Origin of the sequence: Pseudomonas sp. TH41 (genome assembly GCF_016650695.1) — a bacterium.
GTDB lineage: Bacteria > Pseudomonadota > Gammaproteobacteria > Pseudomonadales > Pseudomonadaceae > Aquipseudomonas.
This window is the reverse complement of the sequence record NZ_JAEKFH010000003.1, coordinates 3,081,501-3,087,500: the sequence shown is the minus strand read 5'-3', so window position 1 is coordinate 3,087,500 and position 6,000 is coordinate 3,081,501. Positions and strand designations below refer to the sequence as shown.

General features: G+C 55.7%; 6 protein-coding genes (1 of these 6 cut by a window edge). All 6 read right to left on the bottom strand.

Translation table 11 applies throughout. The features are described 5' to 3' along the window. A protein-coding gene (msrQ, locus tag JFU37_RS16820) for a protein-methionine-sulfoxide reductase heme-binding subunit MsrQ (protein ID WP_201116381.1) crosses the window boundary here: on the bottom strand, positions 1–531 show its 5' portion. Its footprint begins 90 nt before the window's first position; only the first 531 of its 621 coding nucleotides appear in the window; it begins with the start codon at positions 529–531; its stop codon lies off the left edge, out of view. Beyond that, on the bottom strand, positions 531–1,544 hold the full coding sequence (gene msrP / locus JFU37_RS16815; protein WP_201116380.1) for a protein-methionine-sulfoxide reductase catalytic subunit MsrP: 1,014 nt from the start codon (positions 1,542–1,544) through the stop codon (positions 531–533). The genes msrQ and msrP overlap by 1 nt, the downstream gene beginning before the upstream one ends. A gap of 62 nt (positions 1,545–1,606) precedes the next feature. Beyond that, positions 1,607–2,464, bottom strand: a complete 858-nt coding sequence (pssA, locus tag JFU37_RS16810; protein ID WP_201116379.1) for a CDP-diacylglycerol--serine O-phosphatidyltransferase — start codon at positions 2,462–2,464, stop codon at positions 1,607–1,609. Positions 2,465–2,608: 144 nt separating this feature from the next. Then, positions 2,609–3,625, bottom strand: a complete 1,017-nt coding sequence (gene ilvC, locus JFU37_RS16805) for a ketol-acid reductoisomerase (RefSeq protein ID WP_007948647.1) — start codon at positions 3,623–3,625, stop codon at positions 2,609–2,611. Between the two features lie 48 nt (positions 3,626–3,673). Next, entirely contained in the window at positions 3,674–4,165 is a 492-nt protein-coding gene (gene ilvN / locus JFU37_RS16800) for an acetolactate synthase small subunit (RefSeq protein ID WP_003176102.1), read from the bottom strand. 2 nt (positions 4,166–4,167) lie between these two features. After that, on the bottom strand, positions 4,168–5,892 hold the full coding sequence (locus tag JFU37_RS16795; protein WP_201116378.1) for an acetolactate synthase 3 large subunit: 1,725 nt from the start codon (positions 5,890–5,892) through the stop codon (positions 4,168–4,170). Positions 5,893–6,000 lie beyond the last annotated feature (108 nt).

The window sequence follows — 6,000 nt, the reverse complement described above, 5'->3', positions numbered from 1 at the left end:
CCCTATAGAGGCATAGGCCACCCACTCCTTCAGATCGGCACGCACGATCCACAACATATGCAGCAGTCCAAGCCCGAGAATCAAATAGGCCAGGCGATGCAGCTTCTTCCAACGCCCCCCCAAACGCCGCTGACTATAGCGATTGGAAGTCGCCGCCAGCACCAGCAAACAGAGAAACCCCAGCGTACCAACGATAATGTACGGCCGCTTGCGCAGCTCCACGCCTAGCTGAGACCAATCAAACCCAAGAATGAATGCCGTATAACCGCTCAGATGCAAAACTACGTAAGCAAAACACCACAAGCCCAGTTGTCGCCGAACAGCAATCCACCCCGCCCAACCCGTAAGCTTCTGCAAAGGCGTCATGCTTAGCGTAACGAGCAGAAGAACAAGCGTCCCCAACCCCAACCGGTCAACCAACACCTTGCCCGGATCAGGCCCAAGCACATTTGCCCAGGCTTGGTACAACCAAAGCAGCGGCCATACTGCTGCGCAAATAAAAACACCGATGCGCCAGAACGAATACCGCATCAGTAGTTCTTCCGAAGATCGAGACCTGCATATAAAGAAGCGACTTCATCCGAGTAGCCATTGAACATCTGCGTGTCTCGCACATTGGGCTTGAACAGGCCACTCGGCAAACGCCGCTCACGAGCCTGAGTCCAGCGCGGGTGATCGACTGTCGGATTCACGTTCGCATAAAAGCCATACTCGTCTGCAGCAATACTCTGCCAGGTGGTTTTCGGCTGCACGCTGACTAGACTGATCCGAACGATGGATTTGACGCTCTTGAAGCCATACTTCCACGGCACCACCAAACGTAGAGGTGCGCCGTTCTGATTAGGCAATTCCCGCCCATACATACCCACCGCAAGAATTGCCAACGGGTTCATCGCCTCATCCAGACGCAGTCCTTCTACATAAGGCCAGTCGATCAAGGCAAAACCGGAGCGCTGCCCCGGCATGGTCTTGGGATCTTGCAGGGTCTCGAAGCGAATAAATTTTGCCTTAGAAGTCGGCTCGACGACCTTCAGCAAGGCCGAGACGGGAAATCCTATCCATGGAATAACCATCGACCACGCTTCCACGCAACGAAGGCGATAGACCCGTTCCTCCAACTGGTAAGGCTTCATGAAGTCCTCCAGTGCATACCGCCCCGGCTTACCCACCTCCCCGTCAATCACCACGCTCCACGGTTCAGTTTTCAGCGCGCCGGCATTAACAGCCGGATCACCTTTATCAGTGCCGAACTCATAGAAGTTGTTGTAATGGGTCGCATCGTTGAATGGCGTGATCGCCTCATCCTTGACGTTGACCGCGCCCCATTGGGTAGAAGGTAGTTTTTCAACAAACCAGGAAGGCGCGTTGCCAGCCTCGACATCCGCATATCGTGCAGCATCTTCAGCACTGGCCCAACGCGGCAAGCTGCCCACAGTCAAACCGGCAACGGCAGCACCGAGCACATGACGGCGAGATAGATAGAAGGATTCAGGCGTGATGTCCGACCCATGACAGTCAGACACCTTGGGGATTTTGATCAGCATGGCAACTCCGCAGCATTGGAGGACAGTGCACCAATAGACTGCGGAGTATGAGGGAAATCAGATCACTCGGCGTTTTTGCGCCGACGAAGATGTAACAGATATTGAACCGGGCCAGAAGCCGCATACGCGAGGAAAACCAGTAGCAGAATGCGCGGCGGATCACTGAATACGACGGCAAACACCAACACGACAGCCAGGATTGCCACGAAAGGTACGCGCCCTTTCAGATCCAGTTCCTTGAAACTGTTGTACTTGATGTTACTGACCATCAGCATGCCGGCAGCCGCGACCATCAGTGCAACCAGGAAAGACATCTTGGAACCCTGGATCCCGTAATCGCTGAACGCCCAGACGATACCTGCAACCACACCAGCAGCAGCCGGACTGGCCAGCCCAATGAAGTAGCGCTTGTCTGCAGTGCCGACCTGAGTATTGAAACGCGCCAGACGCAATGCCGCGCCAGCGACATAGATGAAAGCAACCATCCAGCCGACTTTGCCCATATCGCCCAACGCCCAGCCAAATGCCAGCAAGGCCGGCGCGACACCAAAGGCGACCATGTCCGACAGCGAGTCGTATTCGGCACCGAAGGCACTCTGGGTATTAGTCATACGGGCAACACGACCATCGAGGCCGTCGAGCACCATGGCGACAAAAATCGCGATGGCGGCAAAAGCAAAATACTTGCTTGCGCCTATTGAATCACCGGCACTCAAGGCGCTTTGGGCGCTCATCGAGTTGATGATGGAGTAAAACCCTGCGAACAGGTTCGCAGTGGTGAACAGATTCGGCAGAAGATAGATACCACGATGCCGGACTTTACGGCCTTCAGCGTCGTGCCCTTCTTCGATATGTTCATCGATGGGCAGCAGGCTTTCGGCGTCAGAAGCCTGGTTTGGCTCTTCGGGACGTTCGCTCATGGACATTACCTTGCAACGGGGTGGAAAGTTTCGACAGGTGTCTGGGACGACGGTTCGGCCGCAAACGATGCAGCTTTATACCAGAACCGACCGCCCAAACGAAAAAACGCGGCCTAGGCCGCGTTTTCCGTACAAGTGCGCGACTTAGTTTTTGGCTTTGTCGACGATCTTGTTGGCACCGATCCACGGCATCATGGAGCGCAGTTGCTCGCCGATGATTTCGATACCGTGAGCGGCGTTGTTACGACGCTTGGCGGTCATCGAAGGATAGCCGGTAGCGCCTTCGCTGATGAACATCTTGGCGTATTCGCCGTCCTGAATACGTTTCAGGGCGTTGCGCATGGCCTGACGGGACTCGGCGTTAATCACTTCCGGACCGGTCACGTACTCGCCGTACTCAGCGTTGTTGGAGATCGAGTAGTTCATGTTGGCGATACCGCCTTCGTACATGAGGTCAACGATCAGCTTCAGTTCGTGCAGGCATTCGAAGTAGGCCATTTCCGGCGCGTAGCCAGCTTCAACCAGTGTTTCGAAACCGGCTTTAACCAGTTCAACGGTACCGCCGCACAGAACGGCTTGTTCGCCGAACAGATCGGTTTCGGTCTCGTCCTTGAAGGTGGTTTCGATGATGCCGGTACGACCGCCACCCACGCCAGCAGCGTAGGACAGCGCAACGTTTTTGGCGTTGCCGGAAGCATCCTGATAGATCGCGATCAGGTCAGGAATACCGCCGCCTTTGACGAACTCGGAACGCACGGTGTGACCCGGTGCTTTCGGCGCGATCATGATCACGTCGAGGTCAGCGCGCGGAACAACCTGGTTGTAGTGGATCGCGAAGCCGTGGGAGAAGGCCAGAGTGGCGCCTTTCTTGATGTTCGGCTCGATTTCATTTTTGTACAGAGCAGACTGGAACTCGTCCGGGGTCAGGATCATGACCAGGTCGGCAGCAGCAACTGCAGAAGCAACGTCAGTCACTTTCAGGCCGTGAGCTTCGGCTTTGGCAACAGTGGCCGAACCTTTGCGCAGACCAACAGTAACGTCAACGCCGGAGTCTTTCAGGTTGCACGCTTGAGCGTGGCCCTGGGAACCGTAACCAATGATGGCAACTTTCTTGCCCTGGATGATCGACAGGTCGCAGTCTTTTTCGTAATAAACTTTCATGAAATTCCCCTATATATCCAGGCCGTTCAGGCCATTCACTAAATTGGTTTAGATGCTGAGTACTTTGTCGCCGCGGGCAATACCGGTTACGCCGCTACGGACGGTTTCCAGAATCGAAGCGGTGCCGATGGACTGAATGAAGCTGTCGAGCTTGTCGCTGGTACCGGTCAGTTGAACGGTATACACGCTAGCGCTGACATCGACGATCTGCCCACGGTAAATATCGGTAGTGCGCTTGATCTCGGCGCGCTGGGCGCCGGTGGCCTTGACCTTGACCAGCATCAGTTCGCGCTCGATGTGAGCACTTTCCGACAGGTCGACCAATTTGACCACTTCGATCAGCTTGTTCAGGTTCTTGGTGATCTGCTCGATGACTTCATCGTGACCGACCGTGGTCAGCGTCAGACGCGACAGAGTCGGGTCTTCGGTTGGCGCCACCGTCAGGCTTTCGATGTTGTAGTTGCGCTGCGAGAACAGGCCGACTACACGGGACAGAGCGCCGGGTTCGTTTTCCAGAAGCAAGGAAATAATGTGCCGCATGATTAAGTACGCTCCGTCTTGCTCAGCCACATATCGCGCATGGAGCCGTCTTTGATCTGCATCGGGTAGACGTGCTCGCCGGCGTCGACTTTGATGTCGATGAACACCAGGCGATCCTTCATGGCGAATGCTTGCTCCATCATCGGCTTCAAATCCTTCAAGTCCGTGATGCGCATACCGACGTGACCATAGGCTTCAGCCAACTTGACGAAGTCCGGCAACGATTCCATGTAGGAGTGCGAGTGACGCGCACCGTAGCTCATGTCCTGCCACTGACGGACCATACCGAGCACGCCGTTATTGAGCAGGATGATCTTTACCGGCAAATCATGCTGCAGGCAAGTCGACAGCTCCTGGATATTCATCTGGATGCTGCCTTCACCGGTCACACACGCTACATCAGCGTCCGGGAAGTTCAGTTTCACGCCCATTGCTGCCGGGAAACCGAAGCCCATCGTGCCCAGACCACCGGAGTTGATCCAGCGATTCGGCTTGTTGAAGCGGTAGTACTGCGCCGCGAACATTTGGTGCTGACCCACGTCGGAAGCCACATAGGCATCGCCCTTGGTCACTTCGTGCAGTGTTTCAATCACGGTCTGCGGCTTGATGATGCTGCCGTCACCCTTGTTGTAAGGGAACATGTCGCGATCACCGCGCCACTCTTCAACTTGCTTCCACCAGGCAGCGACCGAGTCCTTGTTAGGGGTCTCGCCGATTTCTTTGAAGGTAGCGACCATTTCGGTCAATACACTTTCCACCGGGCCGACGATAGGAACGTCAGCCTTGATGGTCTTGGAGATCGAAGCCGGGTCGATATCGATGTGGATGATCTTGGCGCTTGGGCAGAATTTCGATGCACCGTTGATAACACGGTCATCGAAGCGCGCACCCACAGCCAGGATCACGTCCGCATGATGCATCGCCAGGTTGGCGGTGTAGCTGCCGTGCATACCGAGCATGCCGAGGAACTGACGGTCGCTGCCCGGATAGGCGCCAAGGCCCATCAAGGTATTGGTGACCGGCGCGTTCAGCAGTTGCGCCAACTCGGTCAACGGCGCGGAGCCGTTACCCAGAATGACACCGCCGCCGGCATAGATGATCGGCCGCTTGGCCGCCAACAACATTTCCACGGCCTTGCGGATCTGGCCCGAGTGGCCACGAACCGCCGGGCTGTAGGAACGCAGCTTGGCTTTTTTCGGGAAGATGTATTCGAACTTCTCGGCCGGGTTGGTCATGTCTTTCGGAATGTCGACAACGACAGGACCAGGACGACCGGACTGCGCCAGGTAGAAGGCCTTTTTCATGACTTCGGGGATTTCCGAAGCATGCTTGATCATGAAACTGTGTTTCACGATCGGCCGGGAGATACCGATCATGTCGGTTTCCTGGAACGCATCGGTACCCACCATCATGCTAGGTACCTGGGCGGTCAGGATCACCATCGGGATCGAGTCCATGTACGCCGTGGCAATACCGGTAATGACGTTGGTCGCGCCGGGACCGGAGGTCACCAGTACGACACCAGCCTTGCCAGTGGCGCGCGCATAGCCGTCAGCCATGTGCGTGGCAGCCTGCTCATGACGAACGAGGATATGTTGAACAGCTGGTTCTTTGAACAGAGCATCGTAGATATGCAATGCGGCACCGCCCGGGTACCCATAGATATACTTGACGCCTTCGTCACGCAAAAAGCGGACGATCATCTCACCGCCAGATAAAAGCTCCACGTTGTTCACCTCTAAAACGCCAGAATACCGCCCACATAAAAGAGGACGGGTCTTAATAGGTTTACTTCTCAGCAGAGCATGAGCGACGGTGGTCGCCGACTACGTCAG